The following is a 17618-nucleotide window of genomic DNA, read 5'->3' on the forward strand; positions in this document are numbered from 1 at the left end:
ATGAAGCCATATGAGTGTTCAGGCATGGATCTCAGATAGCACACCGACCTGGCGAGCGTTAGAATGCCCGCGCCAGGCGCCATTCACGCCGAAAGGAATCAACGAATGAATCATCTGTACGCTCCTCCATACGACAGCCCAATCGAAGACCTGTTTGCCAAGCACTACACGGAATGGGCGGCGCCTGGGGTGAACTTAACACCACAGGAGCATGTGAATACAGTCTGCGGGCTTTTTATCCTGGACTTCGTGATATCCACGCCTGATGGTTACCGAGTAGCTGTTGAGTGCGATGGAAAGGAATTTCACGACGAGTCACGGGATGAATGGCGTGATGGCATGATCCTGGGTGAGGGTGCTGTGGATGCGATCTACCGCCTTCGCGGGGAGGACATAAACTTCCGTCTTGAGGAGGTGCTGTACGTTCTGTTGCGCTTGGAGCCTTCCATTTTTGCTGCCAAAGCAGAGGCTCGATTTAAGGTGTTAGCCAGCCCTGAAGTGGTTAGATTGAACTACACCCATGACGTCGATACGTACATCACGAGGTTTGCCAGGGGTGTGGATCGTGGGTTTCTCCACCTGGAGGCTAGGCGTAGGGTAATACCTGTTGGGCAGAGGCGTTTCTGGAAGACAGCCTTCGCTTACGCGGCGTCGGTCAATGGTGGGCGGCTAGACGATGTGATCGATCAGTTCAGACGCCAAAATGGTCGCAATCAATCCCATTGAGTCGACCGACAGATGATGACAAAGCTGGAAGGGTCTTGGCTTAGGCTGTTCTGACAACGCATTTTAGAATTCAGGCCCTTCAGGGATCATCACCATCTCGACAGGGTCGAGCTCATCAAGATCGGCGTTGATCTCGAAGAGACTCACTACCGTGGCTGCCGACGCTCGATACTCCGGACATTGGCTGCTTACGTCGTGGAATGGCTCGCCAGCCCAGTAGCTATCAGCGCACCGGGTTAAGAACCGCAGATCGGGGCTGGTAGCTTCGAGCTCGATCTGTGCTTGCGTGTACCAGGCCAGGTCAGACAGCTCTGCCTTCCCTTTGGGCTCAACCTCGTAAATCGCATCGATGCAGCCACCAGACGAGTCGATCAGATCTGGGTCGGCGGAAAGGAAAACGCTGTTGGCCCTTGAGGTCATATTCTCGGGTCTGCGCTGCTCGAATAGCTCTTCGAGCCTAGATCCGCGTTTATGCTCCATGGAAACGTAACCATCAGGCTGAGGGAGCAGGGGCGCTCCGTTGACGAAGTGCTTGTGAGAGCCGTGGTAGAGGGCTGCAGGAGACATGGTGCTGAGGTGACAGGCAAAGGGTTTCATGAAGCATCTCTTGATGAGCATGGCTCGTTTGATCATATGCGGTGCGAGGTGGAAGACTCAAGAAAACGAGTAGGCGTGGGTAAGGGTGAGAGACTGGGGAGAGGGGAAGAGATCGCGCTCTGCTTGACCAGCATGCGAGCTTTTGCGATATTTCGAGAAGGGTTCTGCAGGATCCTGCTTATCCGTCTAGGCAAATCGCTTCGCGTAAACTGCGTTTCACCCAATCACTCACGCACAGACCAACCTTCAGGGCTGGATGCGCTCACGGATAACGCTCGTTTTGCCCTCAAAGGCGTCTGCGATGACATACGAAATCCCCCCTCAATCCAGCAATTGCTTGAAACGTCTGGCTAGGCAGCTCAAAAGTGACGATGTGAGTCACATGCGAGCCCTTGAAATCACCGCCCAAAAATTTGGGTACCCTGGCTGGAAGAAAGCAGAGCAATTGCTACCAGATGCACCGTTCAAAATCACCATCGAAGCATCTTACGATCCTGAAAATGGATCTAAAGGGAAAGTGGTTCTAACTTTGCCGTTTAAAAAACCTATTCATGAACTTTTTTACAGAACCCCGAAGAAGGATGACTTGAATTGGTTTACTTACAGCAAGGCTAGGGATAGGTTCAAGCTGATCTTCCCCTCAAAGTCCATAGGTGGGGCAAGACAGCGCGTGACGGAAGCTTTCAGGTGCTTGTATTTCATGCAAGAAACAGGGCTGATTCCGTCGTATATGATAAAGGCAAAGAATGTAACGGCAAAACAGATGCCGTATTCAACTTATTCTGAAAATTCGCAAGCGCCTTACTTCGATCACGCATCTTTTTGGCAAAACCCAAAGAGCAAGCATTTGGTTATTTTAAATGAGCCATACAAGCATTTCGTGTTCAATTACAAAGGCGTTATCACAAAGACCGATTATGGCAAAGAAGTCGATGATTGGATGAGTCGTTTTGGTTTCAAAGGGGAGAGCATTGATCATCGAGGACTATACACGGCGACCTGTACCTTCCTAATGATCCATGATAGCTCAGACTACGATTTAAAGGACTTGGTCAGCGCTTTTGACAGGGTTCCTGAGTGTCTACTTGCGTCTGAGTGGGAATACCTAGAAGACAATTTTATCACCTCTCCGTAGCTTTAGTCCTACCGTAGGTTAAGCAGCAAGGCTTGGTTTATAGCCTTGCTGTGGTAGAGCGAATCCTGTTCACGTCTTGCGCGATCTCTCGATTTCTTCCTGGATGTCACTGAAAACGCCTTCAAGAACTGCATGGCGGCCTTCAGCTTGCAGGTGCTTCGCCAGTTGGTGTAGTGCCTCAGCCTCTTCAGGCTTAAGTATCAGATCGCAGTAGACCATTCCGAGCTTGGCTATCTGCTCATTGCAGTATTCCTTGCTCTTGTCATCCATGGCCTTAATCCCTCGTATAGCTGTAAAAGTTGAGTTAGCCCGCCCATGGGGCGGAAATTACGATTCTCTCAAGAATGCGCCCCTCATACCATCTTCTCACACTCTTAAGGTTGAGCATGGATGTTGGTTTAGTGCGTCAGCCCTGCAATAAATCAACGTATGGGTAGGCCTTTAACTGAACTGGACAAGCCATTTTTGTGACAGACAAACCTTGATTACTCCTTTTCATAGGTAGCCGGCAATGTGTCATAATTAAGTTTCATGGGCTCTCGATCCCTAACCTGCATATCAAAAAACGATATGGACTTTCGCCGACCGTCTTTATGCTCGAATTCATAACTGGTTGGCAGAGGACTATCTTTTCTGTAAAAGCCCTCTGCCTCAAGCTCCCTGATAAGAAGGCAGAGAGTTGGAATGCCGCGTAAGATCTCAAAATTATAAGATCCAACTGTTCCTGTTATATTTCCTTGGTTAATTTTCCCTGGCTCTTCAGCTCTTTTAGCATACCTACGTAACTCTTTTAGAGCTAACTCAAGCATCTCATCGAAGCCAATCGACGAATCAGAAGTCACTGTGAGATGGAGCTCTTTGCGATCCGGCATCAGTTCCATAACCGTAATCTCCCGAAAAAGGGCTGAGAAAGGGCTGAGAAAGTATAGCGTACAGACCGCAGCTTCGTGCCTTGCTGGATTTTCAAGCGCACTAAGAGACATCGATATGAGAAGTGAACAGAAAAGGGGGCGGATGTTAAGCCGCCATGCTGGCGGAAATTACCTTTATTTTTACACGATCCCCCTCATCCCGTCTTCCAAAGCTCTTTAGGTTCAGCAGGGTGGTGTAGCGCACCACACCGGCACTCAACCTACCTATGGGGTTCTCACAAAATGTTCGACTACGAAATCGACTTTGCTCTGGAATGCTCGCCGATAGCTGACCGGCCAAGGCTCACCAGGATTCTTACTGACCTATCCCTGGATGACCTGGAGTGGGTGAATGAGCACGTTCGCCAGGCAGTCAGTCGATTCAATTACTTCCTGAGTCAAAAGCCAGGCTCAGCAGGAGGGACAGCCTATTCCGCCCTGGTGAGCGCCATCAAGACGGTGCAGATTGCCCATGAGTGAGGAGTAGGGCAGTAGAGCGAAGAAATGAAGTGCTTTGTAAGCAAAATTGAACCGTTGCGAATTAAGGACACAAACCTATCGCATTGATTACAAAGAATTTTCCATCAGGTTTTTTGCATTCAGGACACAGAATTTGCGCAATCAGGACACTTTTCATAGGAATTTGTCCTCATTGTTCGTTCCTTTTGGGGTTTTGTCCGAGTTTCACAAATATTTTCATCGGATTTTGCCCATGTTTCGCAATATTGGCCAACATGAAGGATTCGCATGCAGATGATATTTCAGATGAAAATAGCTCAACTAAATAAGCATTTAAGAGTTTTATCTAACAAAATCAATGAGATACATGCGCAGAAGTAGATGGACAGTCTTTAGCCCACCGCACATCTCTGGCTACCTACGGGGTCATGTCATAGGCGGAATCCCACCTGGATGCCTTTTTAACCGTTGGCTCCGGCCCTTCCTCCATGACATAAGCCCAGTGATGCGAGACGCCGTCCTTCATAAGCTTCCTGAGGCGATGGTAGCCATCCTCAAGAACGGAGTCGTCGACCAGCAATGGCGGCATTGTCACTACAGGTAGGCTGTCCACTGCCTTTTGACGGGACTTGCTCGGAATGTTGTGATCGGAGGATCTCAGCAGCAGCGTGCTGAGCTCAATCCAGGTTAGCCGGCCACGTAACCCAAAGTACTGCTCCTCGATCTGCTCTTGTGAGATCTCGTAAGGTGAAAGATCTGCCACGTACTCAGCAATCGCTTGCGAGCTTTCGAGCAATTCAGGCCAGGTTGCTGCGGCTGCTGTCTCTGCGTTTACATCATGTGTCATGTGCGTTGTTCTGCCAGATTCTTGGTTTTGCATTCATCCAGCGTTGCACAGGCGCACGACACAATTCCACATCTACCCAGGCAGCTCGACATGTTCATGACCAGGTCATGGCTACCTCGATTTCAAGCTCCTTTAATAGAAGGGTTCTACTTTCATTTTTTGATGCGAAAACGCAGAAAAACGGAGAGGGGGCGGAAAATCCATATATGTAATATTCGATAATGGGTAGAACCGTATTTTACAGATCTGTTGATTTGAGCTATGCTGCGCAAGCTTTTGACACCATTCAGATACGGAAACCTCATGGCCACCAATCCGCTGCCTCTGTTCGAATCACACGACAGATTCCTGGAGCTTAACCACAACAACCTGTCATGTGAACAACCGGTCGTTGTCAGCTTCTTGAAATCGTTTCCTGCTGAGCTCGAAGCCATCGACGGCTACAAGGCAGTCCGCGCATTCCTGCGATCGTACGAAGGCAACACGGCGACGTTCAATTCCTATCGTACGCACGTCGAGCGTTTGCTCCTATGGTCGCTGATCGTCTGCAAGAAGCCGCTGCTTGAAATGACCCGTCAGGATGGCGAGCGCTTCATGGAGTTCTGCATCAAGCCGGCTCCTGAATGGATCGGGCCCGTCGTAAAAGCCAGGTTCCAGCGTATCGGTGGCCGTAAAGCCAAGGAAACTGACACTTTTGCCATGAATGAGGCTTGGCGCCCTTTCTTCTACACAACGCCAAAACGCACCATCAAAATCGCCAAAGAAGAAAACCGCGAGGTTGAGGCTACGCCTTACAAGATGGCTCAGGATACCATTGGCCAAGTGTTCGCCGTCTGCGGCAGTTTCTTCCAATTTGCCACGGATGAAGGCCTGACAAATCAGGCAAACCCGATCCGAGCCATCAAGCAAAAGTCGAAATACAAGCAACGTAGCACCAGCCACGTGAAGGCTAAGTCATTGACGCCGCTCCAGTGGAGCTTTGTCCTGGACACCGCCAAAATCATGGCTGATGAGGATCCTGACAACCACGAACGCACCCTCTTCATCGTGGCCACGATTTTCTCGATGTACCTACGGGTATCCGACCTGGTTGGCCGGGACAACTGGGAGCCGATGATGCGCGACTTCCAGAAGGACTCAAATGGCAACTGGTGGTTCTACGTCATCGGTAAGGGCAACAAGGCAGCCAAGATCAGCGTGAAAGACGAATACATGAAGATCTGGATGACCAGGTACAGACGCTTTCTGGGAATGACGTCTGCACCCTCCCCTGATGACCAGGCGCCTTTGGTTGCTTCGCTCAGAGGCCGGCCAGGATTGTCTGAGGGTCATATCCGCAGCCTAGTTCAAGAGGTCTTCGACAAGGCATTCCAGCGCATGCGAGACGATGGCCGTACAGAGGAGGAAGTCGACAGCTTGCGCTCTGCATCGCTTCACTGGCTCCGGCACACCTCGGCAACCTTCGACGCCAAGGTGCGTGAGCACAAAGACCTTCAGGCGGATCTGCGTCACGAGAGCTTGGCCACCACGACCGACACGTATTACAACAGCCTTGATGAAGAGCGCCACCGCTCGAACAAGAATCTAAGCATTGAAGATAGATAACTGCGATCTCAAGATTGCAAACCACTACTTTGGATGTAAGAAAAATGACCCACAAGATCATAATCTCAATGAAAGTCGAGCCAGATAGTCAAAAAGGCTTTGAAAATCAACAATTTTGTTCTGAAGATATAGATTATCAGCCAATGGTTGACTGGCTTGAAAAAAACATTCTTTCAGGAGATAAGGTGTCTATTTATTTTCCTGATACGTATATTGATGTCAACTTCGGAAGTTCGAACCAGCATCCTGACGCAGTACTAAACAACTTCCAAGAATACATGCTTGCATTTATGAATAACTCCAAAAAGCCAAGTAAAAAACGGGTTGTCAAGGTCATTGATGACTTGAGCTTTGTCACCAAAGAAAACCTTATCTCAAAAGCTCCTCAGTGGATAACCTTCATGGTTAAAGGGAGCACAAAATTGACGACTGGTGTGTGGTCATATTTGTTTGTCGACATGTGTCCACTCACCAAAGGCGATGATTCGAATCGGAGGCATTGGCCAGTACATAGCCTTAAGATAAGTCAGACAAGCTTCAAAGAAGTTACTGAATCATGTTTCGGTCTTAAGTTTAAAGACTTTCTCTCAACAGTCGTGGTGGTTCTTGAAAGTGATCAAGTTGGAGGCGATGGGAAATATGCACTTTGATGAACACCACCGTACGAACAAAAAACATCAGAATTGAGGTTCGCTAGAAATGACATGGAACGAAAGTGAATTCGAGCTGGTGAACGTCGACAGCCAAACGGCCCTGGCCACGCCGCAAGATCGCTACTTCGATGCCGGAGGAATTGCGGCCTACTCCTGCCTGATTCCGGTGTCCCATGCTGTGGCGAAGGTTGTTCACTTCGTCACCGGTGCTGATGGTGAGGAGTACGGCCAGTTTGCAACCAAAGCCAGGGCTAAGGATGAGGCTGCCGCCGTGGTACGCCTGCGTGCTCAGTAACATGAGGCATCGGCATGAATCAACGATAGGTAGATCCGCAACTGGGGAGTAGAGCATGCAAATAACATACGAAGCACTAGACGGAAAAATGAAAACCGTTGAAACTTCAACGCATCAGCACGTCATAAAAAACACACTTGAAGATGGAAGTGTTGAATTCGTTCCAAATTTTATTATTGGCAATGAAGATGAGCCATTGGCTATTTTCTCCAAAATTAGAGATGTAATATTATGTTTGCCTGAGTATATAGAGCCGACACAAGCACCTTGGATGCTCAGCCACATCGACGAGCTGATAGATCTTGCGCGTAAAGGGGCTGTGTGGATTGTGCAGCCTCCCCAAGGTCACGGTTCTTACAATTTGTTTGAACATCACTGTCTTGATAAAGATGCTATTTATACATCAAGGTTTTACTTCATTCTGCATTTTGTGTCGGCGCATATTTATGGTGGAAATATTGGAAAGTTCAATCGAGGGAGCAAAACCCTTAGCTACTCTAAAAAAGGGGTTTTAAAAGGCGCTTCCAATGTCGAGTGCATATATTTTCCCAGGGATGTTGGAGATTACCTAAAATCGTCCAGATTTAATCTTTCAATGAGCTGGGTTTGGAGTAATAGAAGAGTTGCCTTCAAAGCCCAAGGTATCAAAACGTCAATTGACGAAATAAACTTGGCCCTGTCGCCATCTGATGGGTTTTTTATTGGTTCTGTTGGCGGGTATAAAAAAACAAAATCACCATCTTGGGTTAAGGCGATCCAAGGATCATTTTCTAACACTCCAGCTTTTAGTAACTATTATGAGCTTGATTTCTCGATTTACTTTGCCACTTACATTGACGTGTTGGATGCTATTGGTCATGGAAAGATTGTCAGAGTAAACGTTCCTTTGGAAGCTGTGTTTTACCACTCCAATGATTTGGTAAGTGCATTTTGTGCAACAAAATACCTGCCAGTAATTAATGCTAGAGAGCACTCTGTCCAGGATTGCACGAAGGCAATTAAAGATGACAACGCGAAGAGAAGATTTGCTTAGCACAACGTCTGGTTGGATCATGGACTGGGTTATTAGCATGGACTCATGGATCTGCATTGATTTCATGATCAGTATTGACAGGCGGATAAGCATCCGTCAGGATCTGCGCGTGGCTTCCCTTAGGTCACGCGGTCGGCCTGCATAAGCCTTTGTGCGAGTAAGGATCTCCTAGCACCATTTCACAACCGTCTTCGTTAGCACGCAGGACAGCCGACACCTCGCCATGTGCCCGGAGATATCTGCATGAAAATCCCAGTCTGCAAAGCTGATTTTGACAACCAAGCAATCGCCAAGATCGCTCGCCTCGTGTCTAAAACGAGCCATTCTGAAAAGATAGGTCTTTCAAAGGCGAAAGAGGTTCTGTCCATGGCTCTAGGGTACAAGGACTACCACGACCTCAATAAATCAATCTGCCAAGACGACCCACCCCATGTAGGTTCGCAAGATCAGATCAAGCACGCTATCTCTGACAACGTGGCCACGCGCTTTGCTCCTGACTTGACGCATGGCATCCTGCTTTCCCTTGAGTATTGGGGACTCCACCGGCTTCGAGTATTTACGGTACCCCAGCAGTCTGACCTACCCAGTGAAGTCATCCAGGACATCTCTCAAAGAGTGCGTTCGAGCCTTGGCCAGCATTTAGGCAGACGTCTTTCAATGGCCAAACCTAGCGGTGATGAGGCTTTAGGTGCTTCGCAAACGGTAGCCCAGTACCTAACGAAGAGCCTTCCTCCCCTTCTTGTTGTTAAAGACCTGGTTCACGCTGAAATCAACGATATGATTTCGCCGGAGTACGCCTGTCCATTCTTTGTGCTCGATGAGTATCGGATGATGGCAAAGAAAGGTGTGAGCGGAAGCGATATCCGATCACTGATAAATCTGGAACCATTGAAGCTTGATTTCCTAGAGGCTGTGTCGACTGAATTTGAAGCTCAGCTGGCCGTGGATATACCGACCTTCTTGGCCCGCTATGGCTTACGTCAGCAAAGCGTAGGGTTGACCTTCCACGACCTCACCGGCCCGAATCTATTCGACTAACACAACATCACCGACCACGGCCCGGCGCACCTTCACCTTCGATGAGAAGGTGAAGGTTCTCAAAGACCTCCAGGCTTATCTGCGCCACGAAAGCCAGGCCAACACGACAGATACGAACTACAACAGCTTTGATGAAGAGTGTCATCGGTAATGACGAAATTAAACTAAAAACAACTAAAATAATCCTCAAAATACTCAGATCTTTTAGACAGAAGCCTTTTTATCATCGTTACGGCAGCGATCATTGTTTCTGGACTGTCAACCAATTCCACCATGCACTGAATTGAGTCAATCACACTTGTCTGAACCATGACTTCAGAGCACTCTATACCAAGCATATCAAGGTTTTCTTCAATCTCATTGGAGTTATAGCGCCGTGGGTTCATGATGCTAATGTGAACCCCACCATCAAATATGGTCACGAAAAAATGATTTCTATTTTTTGAGCGCCTCGGGGTTACAAGCTCAATGAAATCATAGATTTCAACCTTCTCGGATATTTCATTTACGGGCCATACGAAATTCCAACAGTCGATGTCGTGAAATATGCAGTTGCCAGTAATGATTCGCTTCAGCCCATGATACATATGGGCTGGTAAATCGTCCTCGCACTCCTCAATGTAACCAATATGATCCAAATCTATTTGTGGATCCTCCCATAGCTCATTATCGCAAATAAGCATATGGAAAGTACTTATAAGATAGATGTTGTCCTCATAACTCAGATGCAGGCGATTACCATGTTCATCATAACATTCATCGTCATCGTCATCGTCATCGTCATCCTCGTCACCCTCTTCATCGTCATGCATCCAGTCCTCAAATGGACTTCGCGTAAACGGATCAAAGCCATTTTTTCCAAATGGATTAGTAGGCCTATCAACAACAGAACAAATATCCAAAATGCCAACACGCTCAGAAATTGCGCAGACTTTTCCCTCTAGTGGTTGTTGAGCATCAGGAGCAGGTCTCCAGTCGTTCCTTTGATGGTGTAGTCTTACAGCGTTAGCCAGACTCAAATCTTTTATCAGAGAGCTTGTATTGCGACTTACAGATTTTACTAACTTTCGTTTGATAGATAGCTCGTACTCCTGCTCATTTACGTAGGATATGAAGCCATTTAAGTTATCAATGTCTCTTGGTAGGTTGCTGATACTATCGAATGAATATCCAGGCAGCGATTTGGCCAAGTCTGACTCAATTGACGAAAACCCAATTGAATCTACCATCGCTGCCTGCTTAATATTATTCTTTTCCGATACTGACAATGACCTGATTAAATGTTTACCGAAAATCAACTTGCATGGCATTAAATCCATAACACCGGGGCTTTTGGCGACCATAATCAGCTTTGATAAATCTAAACCCGATCTCACCCTGAATACACTTAATAAAAACGAGCCTGTTTCAATACACTCTACACATGCAACTCCAATTGGTTCGGCGGTCGAATCACCTTTCGAAACAAGATCTATACCGGCAGGGAAATATTTGACCCTGTTATCTGGACTGATAAAATATACAGATGAAACATCAATTGAAATTGAGTAGGTTCCAAATCTTCCGCTCATACATCACCCCTCTACAACAGTAACCGTGACATCACATCATGCTTAAGATTTTATAATCTTAAGACCCGAACTCAAAAAGAGTCATTGCTGTCATAAGGAGATTTGGGTGACCATGGCAGTTTTTCTGATAACCAACGCTATGGAAAGGAATTGACCTATTTCCGAATACGCTTCCGTTGTTGGTTGCCTTATTCCAAATACTAAGAACTCTCGATTTTGAGGAGTAATAGTTTGGGATTAAAGTTTGTTCGGTATCGTCTAGTGGAGGAATTGGGTATTCAAGAGGTTCTACCTTAGCAAGCACATAATCAATGTGATGCGCATCTACAGGATTGAAGTCAAATGCGTGGTTTATTAAGGATTTCCCAATGCCCATGCTTTGATAGTCTCTAGATACTTCCCAATGAGTTATAATAGCAGGATGCGATATCGTAACCTTGCTTTTGAATCCCGCTGTCATTCCTAAAGAAACAACGGCTTCAATACATGCAGCATTTTCTATCTCATCACAAAACAGACCAAGCGTCTTAAGGGTACACGATGGGTTAATAATGTGATTTACCACTAAGTAACCTGAAACAAATCCGCTAGTATCAAATGCCAGTGCCGTAATTTGATGTAGACTCACTCCAGAATAACTGTTTGATTTAAAGGTGGCTGTTTTGTACAGCTTGACCAAATGCCCATTTTCAAGCTTTCTTTCCGACCCTGGAATTAAACCGGCAGGTGGCTTACCCTCTCTATATTGACTGAAAAAGCTACCATCAATAAAGCCAGAAGTACCAGCCTGCCTAGTTATATACCCATTAACACTGTCAGTTAATCGCCCTTGGAACAACTTGAGAATTACTTTATAAACCTCCTCACGAGTTTTGTCTCTAGCAAGACCGTCAATTAGCCTGTTCTTTTCGCTGCTAATCAGATCCGGAGAAAACATTACTTTAACAAAGAGTGGAAGATTAGCCTCGGCATAAGAATGAATAGCGGCCATAATCGAAGCTGCAATGGCCTCTACTACTGGCATCTCAACAATTCTATTCCCAGTGTCAAAAAATATTGTCTTTTGAAGAAAAAAGCCAACATCAACATTCTCCAGATTACCCCATTTCACCGCAACCCCTTTCCTGGTTGGGACATGGGACAAACAAGTCATTAGGTAGTATTTTCCTGGTTCTTGATGAAGGTTATGGATGATTTCCAAAATCTCTCGTTCATCAATATAGTTGCCTGTGGATTTTGCTTTAGAGTCAGTGAAGACTTTCTTTGCAGCGACGGCCGATTCTTGTATTTTGGATCCAGTTCTAATAGACAAAATCATAGCCGAGGCAACTATGAACTTGTTGAAGAAGTCATTCTCTCGATTTTCAGTAATGTTCCACAGACTTGCTATCAGCTTTACGGTATCACCCGAACTTTTACGCTGACCTTCAGAGAGCAAATGGAAACTTTCGGTAAAGCTCAGGTACGCTTTCCAGCTTGAGAAGAAACACATGTTTGCCGCAAGGTTCAAGCATTCAGTTCGCTTGAACTTCTCACCCAAGGCCTTTGAAAGCAACTCGGCTTTTTGCTTCATGTGTGATATGGATTTTTTTGCAACCCCTTGAGCACTTTCTTGTGTTGAGGGGAACGCAATATTTGCAAGCTCCAAGCTATTCTTGAGATGTGCACCAGGGTCAGCAGGATCCCTGGTTTCGTTCATAAAGGCTTGGAAAAGAGTATTTCCATTATGAAAATCATCAGCAGCGCTCATACCGTCTCCTTGTCCTGGAAGCTTCTAAAAGCTAACTACGGCTCACGCGTATGTATCCAGGCACTTGAGGGCAAGGGCTGAGTTGAGTACACCGATTTCCTTCAGCGCTGGGGAGTCCCCTTAACCTACGTGAGCGGGAAGGAGCGCTAATCCTTTCGCAAAATATATGTCGAAATCCCATCAAAATCAAGGTTCTCAGGAGATCTTTGGTCTCCCAGAGGCCACTGCCGAGCTAAGGCGCGCATCAATGGTGTCATCGCTCAGCTGATGCTTGATATGAGAGTTGAATCAACACTCAGATCAGCCTCTGCAGTGGCTGGTTTCCATTTTCAGCGGGGGCACCATGTGCGAGACTCCAGTGACCGGCACACCAGAATAGAAAATCATGGCTAAAACAAAATCCGCCCCTGCCAACTGCTACAAGGTTCTGCTCCTAGGGTCGGAGTACGAGGTAGGCCTCAAAGTCTTCAACCGCCTGGAGTTCCTAGAGCCAGGCGCGAGATACCAGGTGTCGACTCGGGAAAAGCCTAAGCACATGACCGGCTTCCCGTTAACCTCGGCGGACATTGGGCCCCTAGCCTCCCAGCAGGCCTTCGACGAATCCCTGAAGGCCTTTGACAATTCGCAGCTACGGTTTGAGCTACCAGCGTCGCAGGAGATCATCAGCACCACTGAGCTCTACTCCAGGGCTCAGCTGGAGACGCCCGATCCAGAAGGCTCTCACTATCGATCCTACGACCTCTATTCCAAGCGTCATTTCAGGGTGTCATACGCACGGCTTTTGGATAGTCACAAGGCTTCACTGGTCGAGCGCTTTAAAACCGCCTTCGAAGAGAACATGCCGGTAAATGCATCGAGCGGTTTGTGTCCAAAGCAACAAGCCTTCAGTCACGCACCGGTGGTGGCCACGTCACAGGCTCTTGAGGTTTACCAGGGGCTGGCTGCACAGGGGCACGTCTATTCGCAGTACTTGGCCGGCCTGCTGTTAGCTACCGCAACAGGTGGCTACAGCTCCTCCTGTGTCAGTTACCTGCTGACTGCGCACGAGCACAAGCATCCAGAGGCGCTGAAGGTGCTCGCGGAGTTCCTCCTGGGCTGTGAGGACTACCTAGGGGCTATGCAGTGCGCCCTGCTCTCCTTAGCTGGCGGTCACAAAGACGTAGCTGGGGCGCTGCACAAGGTGTCTAACGGAGTAGATCCGGCTATGCGCACTGAAATGGTCACCCGCCTTGGTGAGCGTGGATTCTCTAAAATTACTTCTACACTCGTTACTCACCTCAACTAATGCCCGTGTGCTTTCGAAGATCATCCACCTAAACTTCATCTGTCAGTATTTCGAATGATCAAAGTGCAGCTGGAGTGCTTAGATATGATATTTGCTTGCGATGTGTAACAAGATTTCATCAATCGTCGCCTTATCAACAAATACAGCTGGAACAGCGAGCACAGCGTTGACTTGCGTCCAAACCGCAATAATTGAACACGGATCTTGATGGCCAATTCCTAGTTTCGTAAGAATCTCATATATCCATCCGTGCTTACGGTCGTCAAGCCAAAATTGAAGATCAAAATCCGATATTTCCGGTTTTGACGATAGTCATGTACGCCTCTTGCAAAATCAACGAAATTTCATTCGTAGAAAAAGACTGTTTAAGGCCATCCATTGCGTTGTAGAATTTTTGTTTGGACTCTTGTGCGTCACAAAGCCTCAAGTACTCAGGCTCTGTGAGCCTTTTCTTGGGTGCGTTTTTAGTAGTAGGAGAATGATTTTGCATTGAATTGCCTCTTATTATCATTTTGATTCATTTGATATTGTTTATATTACCTGAAAAATAGACAAATAACGGTCTGAGGTGCAGAGATTCACGGCTTTTGCAAGCTTTTATGCGTGCAAATCAGCTTAGTTCAGAGTTATATCGATTACTTCAGCTTGAAAGCGCTGAGATGAGATTATTGCAGCTTGGTAAGTGAACGATAAACAAGCATCGGAAAGATCCGCTATGCACAGAGCACAGCGAATGCTGGTGATCCTACTACTCTCCCGGTTAAAGACCGCTCACTCCATTATGGCGCTTGGGTGGAGCAACTGAAGAAGGACTTCATCTGTCAGCACCGTGTCCCGGTCAATCGACAGCCGCTCAGCAACCGCCTCGATGTAGGGCAGCAATTTGGTCTGACCTTTGGGGGCAAAGCCGCTTTTTCCGGTTCGGTAGTACGAAGCGCCACCGAATGAGTCGCCACGGTCGATTACGATCCGCTTCTGTCGCCCACTGGCTGGGTTTACAACCTTCACCAGGCGATAGCGATTCATGTTGTGCTGCTGCATCGACAGGATAAGGATCTGCCCTGCATACGGTGGATGCAGGTCGAAGTGCTCCTTGACCAGTTCATCTGTGAAGTTCAGCAGGCGGCGGGCGAACAACAGAACGTATGGCTCTGCGATAGAGGGGCCATTCAAGGTTTTGCTCATCTAATGCCGCCTTCCTAGAGGATTGGTTCGGTAGCATCGTTGATTTGGTCATGGCATGCCAGTGTCACAAGGGCCCAGAAGATTTCTTTCGAGGCCACCGCCCAATCATTTTCGGCGCAACTAGGTGCTTGCGCTACGACTGCAATCACCTAGATATCCCCGGCCCCGTGCAAGAGGAGAATCAAAATCTCCCAACCTGAGTGGTTAGCTTAAGTTCTGTCGTAGTGATGATATGTGATCACAAAAACACCATCTTGCCAGTGTTGATCAATAAGCTATCCTTTCTAAGATCAGGTGGTTCGATTAGTTACAATATTACATAGTGTTATTCCATTATTGGTGGTGGTATGAGTCAGATAATTCAGCCTACAAGTTATTCGAATTATGCGCCATTAAGATACGAGGTAACTAGAAAATCCTGCCTCAAAATTGCTGAAAAATATCAGTATAACTTACGAAAACTAGATAAATTTATTTTGAGTGAGAAAGTTCTTTATGAGGTAACACCAGCAATTGAAATCCACCGACTAGGTGGAGCTCTGGAGTCATTCAAAATTGTTCAGGACGAAGTTGAGAAGATGATCTCCTATATTGAGTTCTATTCTAGCAATAGGATTATATATGATTTTCACAGGATACTTACTGGTGCATTACTCGAAACAGATGTAGACAAAATCATGCTAGAAACAATTCCAAGAACTCAAGAAAGCTGCTACCTTCATTTCGGTGATTTTAATTGGCCGCCTGAGTACCCGTCAGGGTTGGAGGGGGTTTATGTTTCTTTCAGGTCGTACAAGGATGGTGATCGCTCGATATTTTTCAACCCGGTTTACAAGCATCAGTTCTCAGTTCCGCTTCATATCAACGCAGAGAAAGAATCAGAAACTAATTACTTCGAAATATTCTTTCGTGATTCAACTGAAGGAATATCTGCTTGTCTTGAGAATATTGCAGACGAAATTGCAGAGTCAAATGAGGAATGGTTGGACTTATTATTAAATGCACCTCCTGAAATAGCGGCTCCAATCTCTCTTTTTGCAGGAGCCGCAGTGCGAGACCCCGGTGACCCAAGGATTAACTCCATGGTTGCAAAAATCTCAATTAACTGTTTGCTGTATCTCGCTGCAGTACCAGAAGACACCCATGAAGAATGGGACGATAGAGCCCCACATGAACTTGTTAAACAAGCGACCATTTCAGAAAAAGCAGGAACAAGGAAAACCGCCGAAAGAACACTCGCGAATCAGCATTACATAAAAGTTAGAATGATTGGTAAACATTTCACGCAGCATCATGCTGCTCATAGTGTCAGTTCGGGCAAAAAATCAACGCACATTCGAAAGGGGCATTTCCGTAATCAGGCCTATGGGCATGATTGGTCTCAACACCGTGTCATATTTATTGCGCCAAAAATAATAAACCTTGGTGATAGCGAAATACCTGGAAGAATTTTCGACATCTAGTCACCGACTGCAACGATCTAAAGACGACTTCAAATGGGACTGCTCATCCCCAAGATCCTGGGTGCAGTTCCCGCTGTCGGTTATCCGCCAAGACGTTCACGTCGTCAAAAACGTCTTGTTCAGCTTCACCGGCCAAGGTTGGAAGGAATCAGTGTATCCTTCATCGCCACCTTCCAAGTGCGGAAAATACAGTGGTAGTCGAGGCCCGCTATGCCAAGACCCCACCCTTCCGGCTGCCTAATCATCAAAGGAGATCAACGTGGACACGGAACTCATCACACGGGTCAAAGAACAGCTCGGCAGCACCCTGGTCTGTCCTGATCCTGGCACCCGCCGTAAGCTTAAGCACAAAGTCACCCGGCTTGCATTCTCTGAAATGGTCAAGATCGAGGGTGTCGATGCAGGAGAACTGTTTGACAGTATCCATCAGTGTTTCGAGGAGCATAGCCTTAAGCGCCCCTACCACGACTGGTATCACACCTGCTGCGTGGTCGAAGGCACCATCCAGGGTCTGCGCTATTACTTGAAGGGCAATCTCTCAGACCTCTCCGCCACTGAGCAAAAGGAGGTTAACTCGACGATCCTCGCGGCAGCGTTCCACGACGTCGGGCACACTGGAGTGAAGGAGCCTGACATTGTGAACATTTCGCGCTCTATCATGATCGCCCACCGTTTCCTGGTAGACGCCGGCATCCAAGGCAATGGGAGTTCGGCAGTGGCGGTGGACATCCCTTTCCTACTGGAAACTCTGCAGAGCACCCAGTATCCGTTCAAGCGTGAACCTCTAAACGAGTATCAGGCCATCCTCCGTGATGCAGATCTGCTGCAAATCCTCGAGCCGACCTGGTTCGATGACCTTTACATCAACATGTACCAGGAATTCCTAGAGGGCAGTCCAACACTGGGGTTCCAGCAGTTTTGCCTCAACGAGATGGATTTCATCAAAAGCGCCAAATTCTTCTCGCAGTGGTTCCGCGATGAGAAGCACCACGCCTTCTTGGGTACTGCTGTAACTCGTGTTGAGAAGGCCTACGCCGCTGTGTGCAGCTAAGCCTCCAAACAGAT

Annotated in this window: 18 protein-coding genes; 11 read left to right on the forward strand and 7 right to left on the reverse strand. The window is 47.3% G+C overall.

All coding sequences use genetic code 11. From position 1 onward, the window contains the following. Positions 1-105 precede the first annotated feature (105 nt). The gene (locus DKB71_RS33435; protein WP_408601984.1) at positions 106-726 is read left to right on the forward strand and encodes a hypothetical protein; all 621 of its coding nucleotides are present in this window, start codon (positions 106-108) and stop codon (positions 724-726) included. A gap of 63 nt (positions 727-789) precedes the next feature. Here DKB71_RS33435 and DKB71_RS33440 read toward each other — a convergent pair whose 3' ends face one another. Beyond that, positions 790-1323, reverse strand: coding sequence for a hypothetical protein (locus DKB71_RS33440; RefSeq protein ID WP_408601985.1), 534 nt, complete (start codon positions 1321-1323; stop codon positions 790-792). Positions 1324-1624: 301 nt separating this feature from the next. Between DKB71_RS33440 and DKB71_RS33445 the strand changes: the two genes are divergently transcribed. Next, positions 1625-2458, forward strand: coding sequence for a hypothetical protein (locus tag DKB71_RS33445; protein ID WP_408601986.1), 834 nt, complete (start codon positions 1625-1627; stop codon positions 2456-2458). Positions 2459-2527: 69 nt separating this feature from the next. Here the strand turns inward: DKB71_RS33445 and DKB71_RS33450 are convergent, their stop codons facing one another. Both DKB71_RS33450 and DKB71_RS33455 read right to left on the reverse strand, forming a co-directional pair. Continuing rightward, positions 2528-2728 carry a hypothetical protein gene (locus DKB71_RS33450; RefSeq protein WP_408601987.1) on the reverse strand — a complete coding sequence of 67 codons (201 nt, stop codon included), beginning with the start codon at positions 2726-2728 and terminating at the stop codon, positions 2528-2530. 215 nt (positions 2729-2943) lie between these two features. Then, complete coding sequence (locus DKB71_RS33455) at positions 2944-3339, reverse strand: hypothetical protein (protein WP_408601988.1); 396 nt, start codon at positions 3337-3339, stop codon at positions 2944-2946. A 273-nt stretch (positions 3340-3612) separates the two neighbouring features. On the opposite strand from DKB71_RS33455, the gene DKB71_RS33460 reads away from it, so the two are divergent. Continuing rightward, complete coding sequence (locus tag DKB71_RS33460; protein ID WP_408601989.1) at positions 3613-3849, forward strand: hypothetical protein; 237 nt, start codon at positions 3613-3615, stop codon at positions 3847-3849. 397 nt (positions 3850-4246) lie between these two features. Here the strand turns inward: DKB71_RS33460 and DKB71_RS33465 are convergent, their stop codons facing one another. After that, a complete protein-coding gene (locus DKB71_RS33465) occupies positions 4247-4708 on the reverse strand; it encodes a hypothetical protein (RefSeq protein ID WP_408601990.1) in 462 nt (153 codons plus the stop codon). Positions 4709-4978: 270 nt separating this feature from the next. Here DKB71_RS33465 and DKB71_RS33470 point away from each other — a divergent pair, with 270 nt between their 5' ends. The 5 genes from DKB71_RS33470 to DKB71_RS33490 all read left to right on the forward strand — a co-directional run bounded on the left by DKB71_RS33470 (position 4979) and on the right by DKB71_RS33490 (position 9299). Next, the gene (locus DKB71_RS33470) at positions 4979-6280 is read left to right on the forward strand and encodes a tyrosine-type recombinase/integrase (RefSeq protein WP_408601991.1); all 1302 of its coding nucleotides are present in this window, start codon (positions 4979-4981) and stop codon (positions 6278-6280) included. Positions 6281-6324: 44 nt separating this feature from the next. Next, entirely contained in the window at positions 6325-6930 is a 606-nt protein-coding gene (locus tag DKB71_RS33475) for a hypothetical protein (RefSeq protein WP_408601992.1), read from the forward strand. 49 nt (positions 6931-6979) lie between these two features. Next, complete coding sequence (locus DKB71_RS33480) at positions 6980-7228, forward strand: hypothetical protein (protein ID WP_408601993.1); 249 nt, start codon at positions 6980-6982, stop codon at positions 7226-7228. A gap of 55 nt (positions 7229-7283) precedes the next feature. Continuing rightward, complete coding sequence (locus DKB71_RS33485) at positions 7284-8261, forward strand: hypothetical protein (protein ID WP_408601994.1); 978 nt, start codon at positions 7284-7286, stop codon at positions 8259-8261. Between the two features lie 243 nt (positions 8262-8504). Then, positions 8505-9299: a hypothetical protein gene (locus DKB71_RS33490; protein ID WP_408601995.1), complete on the forward strand. Its 795-nt coding sequence runs from the start codon at positions 8505-8507 to the stop codon at positions 9297-9299. 164 nt (positions 9300-9463) lie between these two features. Here the strand turns inward: DKB71_RS33490 and DKB71_RS33495 are convergent, their stop codons facing one another. After that, positions 9464-10870 (reverse strand): hypothetical protein, encoded by a 1407-nt coding sequence (locus DKB71_RS33495; protein ID WP_408601996.1) that lies wholly within the window; start codon positions 10868-10870, stop codon positions 9464-9466. Between the two features lie 58 nt (positions 10871-10928). Then, positions 10929-12620, reverse strand: a complete 1692-nt coding sequence (locus tag DKB71_RS33500) for a hypothetical protein (RefSeq protein ID WP_408601997.1) — start codon at positions 12618-12620, stop codon at positions 10929-10931. Positions 12621-13005: 385 nt separating this feature from the next. Between DKB71_RS33500 and DKB71_RS33505 the strand changes: the two genes are divergently transcribed. Further along, positions 13006-13905: a hypothetical protein gene (locus DKB71_RS33505; RefSeq protein WP_408601998.1), complete on the forward strand. Its 900-nt coding sequence runs from the start codon at positions 13006-13008 to the stop codon at positions 13903-13905. Positions 13906-14676: 771 nt separating this feature from the next. On the opposite strand, the gene DKB71_RS33510 is transcribed toward DKB71_RS33505, so the two are convergent. Further along, complete coding sequence (locus tag DKB71_RS33510; RefSeq protein ID WP_408601999.1) at positions 14677-15090, reverse strand: hypothetical protein; 414 nt, start codon at positions 15088-15090, stop codon at positions 14677-14679. A gap of 347 nt (positions 15091-15437) precedes the next feature. Here DKB71_RS33510 and DKB71_RS33515 point away from each other — a divergent pair, with 347 nt between their 5' ends. Together DKB71_RS33515 and DKB71_RS33520 are read left to right on the forward strand one after the other, a co-directional pair. Then, positions 15438-16553, forward strand: coding sequence for a hypothetical protein (locus DKB71_RS33515; RefSeq protein ID WP_408602000.1), 1116 nt, complete (start codon positions 15438-15440; stop codon positions 16551-16553). A 259-nt stretch (positions 16554-16812) separates the two neighbouring features. Next, positions 16813-17604 (forward strand): hypothetical protein, encoded by a 792-nt coding sequence (locus DKB71_RS33520; RefSeq protein ID WP_408602001.1) that lies wholly within the window; start codon positions 16813-16815, stop codon positions 17602-17604. Positions 17605-17618 lie beyond the last annotated feature (14 nt).

The organism is Pseudomonas sp. PLMAX (assembly GCF_046042685.1).
GTDB lineage: Bacteria > Pseudomonadota > Gammaproteobacteria > Pseudomonadales > Pseudomonadaceae > Aquipseudomonas > Aquipseudomonas putida_AE.

Excerpts from the sequence above, each read along its gene's own strand:
- DKB71_RS33435 (WP_408601984.1), top strand. The coding sequence starts at position 106 with ATGAATCATCTGTACGCTCCTCCATACGACAGCCCAATCGAAGACCTG.
- DKB71_RS33440 (WP_408601985.1), bottom strand. The coding sequence starts at position 1,323 with ATGAAACCCTTTGCCTGTCACCTCAGCACCATGTCTCCTGCAGCCCTC.
- DKB71_RS33445 (WP_408601986.1), top strand. The coding sequence starts at position 1,625 with ATGACATACGAAATCCCCCCTCAATCCAGCAATTGCTTGAAACGTCTG.
- DKB71_RS33450 (WP_408601987.1), bottom strand. The coding sequence starts at position 2,728 with ATGGATGACAAGAGCAAGGAATACTGCAATGAGCAGATAGCCAAGCTC.
- DKB71_RS33455 (WP_408601988.1), bottom strand. The coding sequence starts at position 3,339 with ATGGAACTGATGCCGGATCGCAAAGAGCTCCATCTCACAGTGACTTCT.
- DKB71_RS33460 (WP_408601989.1), top strand. The coding sequence starts at position 3,613 with ATGTTCGACTACGAAATCGACTTTGCTCTGGAATGCTCGCCGATAGCT.
- DKB71_RS33465 (WP_408601990.1), bottom strand. The coding sequence starts at position 4,708 with ATGCAAAACCAAGAATCTGGCAGAACAACGCACATGACACATGATGTA.
- DKB71_RS33470 (WP_408601991.1), top strand. The coding sequence starts at position 4,979 with ATGGCCACCAATCCGCTGCCTCTGTTCGAATCACACGACAGATTCCTG.
- DKB71_RS33475 (WP_408601992.1), top strand. The coding sequence starts at position 6,325 with ATGACCCACAAGATCATAATCTCAATGAAAGTCGAGCCAGATAGTCAA.
- DKB71_RS33480 (WP_408601993.1), top strand. The coding sequence starts at position 6,980 with ATGACATGGAACGAAAGTGAATTCGAGCTGGTGAACGTCGACAGCCAA.
- DKB71_RS33485 (WP_408601994.1), top strand. The coding sequence starts at position 7,284 with ATGCAAATAACATACGAAGCACTAGACGGAAAAATGAAAACCGTTGAA.
- DKB71_RS33490 (WP_408601995.1), top strand. The coding sequence starts at position 8,505 with ATGAAAATCCCAGTCTGCAAAGCTGATTTTGACAACCAAGCAATCGCC.
- DKB71_RS33495 (WP_408601996.1), bottom strand. The coding sequence starts at position 10,870 with ATGAGCGGAAGATTTGGAACCTACTCAATTTCAATTGATGTTTCATCT.
- DKB71_RS33500 (WP_408601997.1), bottom strand. The coding sequence starts at position 12,620 with ATGAGCGCTGCTGATGATTTTCATAATGGAAATACTCTTTTCCAAGCC.
- DKB71_RS33505 (WP_408601998.1), top strand. The coding sequence starts at position 13,006 with ATGGCTAAAACAAAATCCGCCCCTGCCAACTGCTACAAGGTTCTGCTC.
- DKB71_RS33510 (WP_408601999.1), bottom strand. The coding sequence starts at position 15,090 with ATGAGCAAAACCTTGAATGGCCCCTCTATCGCAGAGCCATACGTTCTG.
- DKB71_RS33515 (WP_408602000.1), top strand. The coding sequence starts at position 15,438 with ATGAGTCAGATAATTCAGCCTACAAGTTATTCGAATTATGCGCCATTA.